The sequence below is a fragment of the Methylobacterium sp. WL120 genome (genome assembly GCF_008039465.1).
Taxonomy (GTDB): domain Bacteria; phylum Pseudomonadota; class Alphaproteobacteria; order Rhizobiales; family Beijerinckiaceae; genus Methylobacterium; species Methylobacterium cerastii.
The window spans coordinates 1-1,550 of the sequence record NZ_VRUT01000326.1; the positions used below are offsets into that span (position 1 = coordinate 1).

Here is a 1,550-nt window from a genome sequence, read left to right on the forward strand (position 1 = left end):
GCGACGGAGCTGCCCGGGGCGGCGACCCGCGCGTCGACCGCGTGCGCGAGGGCGACGGCGAGGAGCAGGTAGGCGGTGAGCCGGTGGTTCAGCTGGACCAGGGTCACGTTGTCGACGAAGTTCTCGATCCAGGGCCGCACCGAGAACAGGGTCTCCGCCGGCGGGATCAGCGCGCCGTCCATGGTCGGCCAGGTGTTGTGGACGAGGCCGGCATGGGAGCCGGCCACCAGCCCGCCGAGGAAGATCTGCGCGAGCACCAGAGCCGGCAGGGCGAGCGCGACCGCGCGCAGCCGCGGCGCGGCAGGGGCGACGCCCGCGCTGCGCTCGCCGGCAGCGAGCCACACGAGGCCCGCCAGGATCAGGCTCGCCATGGTGAGGTGGAGGGCGAGCTTGATCGGCGCCACCGCGGTCATGCCGGGCTGCAGCCCCGAGGCCACCATGATCCAGCCGATCGCCCCTTGCGCGGACCCGAGGATTCCGAGCGTCAGCAGGCCGAGCCCGAGGCGCCGGCTCAGCATGCCGCGCCACCAGAACGCGATCAGCGGCAGGAAGAACACCAGGCCGACGATCCGCCCGAGCAGGCGGTGGCCCCATTCCCAGAAGTACAGGACCTTGAAGTCGGACAGGCCCAGGCCCTGGTTGAGGATGCGGTATTGGGGCGTGTCGCGGTACTTCTCGAACTCGGTCGCCCAGTCGGCGGCCGAAAGCGGCGGCACCACGCCGGTGACGGGGCGCCATTCGGTGATCGACAGGCCGGACCCGGTCAGGCGCGTCGCGCCGCCGACCGCCACCATCGCGACCACGAGGGCGGCGAGGAGGTAGAGCCAGGTGCGGACGGCGCCTTCGCGGCGCGGGGATTCGGCAGGCCTCATCGGGGCGTCGTCGCTCGGATCGGTGAGAGGGAGCCACCGGGTTAGGCAAAGCCGGCGCCCGCGGCAACGTCCGGCGTTGCCGCACGCCACCCGAATCGTAGGGAAGCCAAGGGGATGGCGCCGATCCGACGCGTTGCCATCGTCGCGCCTCGGCGCTACCCCCGGGGCTCGCACGAGGGAATTGCATGCGCCGCCGCACCCGCACCCTGATCGGGACGATCGGGATCCTGGGCTTCGTCATCGTCTACGCGCCGCTGGCGATGGCTCTCGCCGACAGCCGCATCGCCGAGGCCCCGCCCCTGCTCCAGACCGTGCTCTACAGCATCCTGGGCATCGCCTGGATCTTCCCGCTGATGCCGCTGATCAAGTGGATGGAACGGCCCGACCGCTGAGGCCGCCCGCGTTTTCGCCGCACTCGGGGGCGAGAAGCGGCCGACCCGCGCCGCTCGCCTCGCAGATGTCGTTCATGCCCCTCCCGAAATCGTCCCCCGCCCTCGCCGGGTTGCTCCTCCTGTGGCTCGGCGCCGCCGCCCAGGCCCAGGGGACGCCGCGCTCGGTCGGGGAATGCGAGCGCCTGAAGAACGACCTCGCCTACAACCAGTGCCTCGCCATGTTCGGCCCCGCGGCCAAGAACGTCGCCGGCGGCTACGCGGCGGGCGAGACCCCGCCCGCCCCCGC

General features: G+C 72.5%; 2 protein-coding genes and 1 pseudogene. 2 read left to right on the plus strand and 1 reads right to left on the minus strand.

Annotation, left to right across the window (positions count from 1 at the left end; genetic code table 11):
* Window positions 1-872 (minus strand): COX15/CtaA family protein (locus FV229_RS26775; RefSeq protein ID WP_147754806.1); only part of this gene is annotated, 872 nt, incomplete at its 3' end.
* Between the two features lie 185 nt (window positions 873-1,057).
* On the opposite strand from FV229_RS26775, the gene FV229_RS26780 reads away from it, so the two are divergent.
* Together FV229_RS26780 and FV229_RS26785 are read left to right on the plus strand one after the other, a co-directional pair.
* Window positions 1,058-1,264 carry a DUF2842 domain-containing protein gene (locus FV229_RS26780; RefSeq protein WP_147754807.1) on the plus strand — a complete coding sequence of 69 codons (207 nt, stop codon included), beginning with the start codon at window positions 1,058-1,060 and terminating at the stop codon, window positions 1,262-1,264.
* Between the two features lie 74 nt (window positions 1,265-1,338).
* Window positions 1,339-1,550 (plus strand): annotated as a pseudogene (locus FV229_RS26785) (hypothetical protein); the annotation flags it as partial.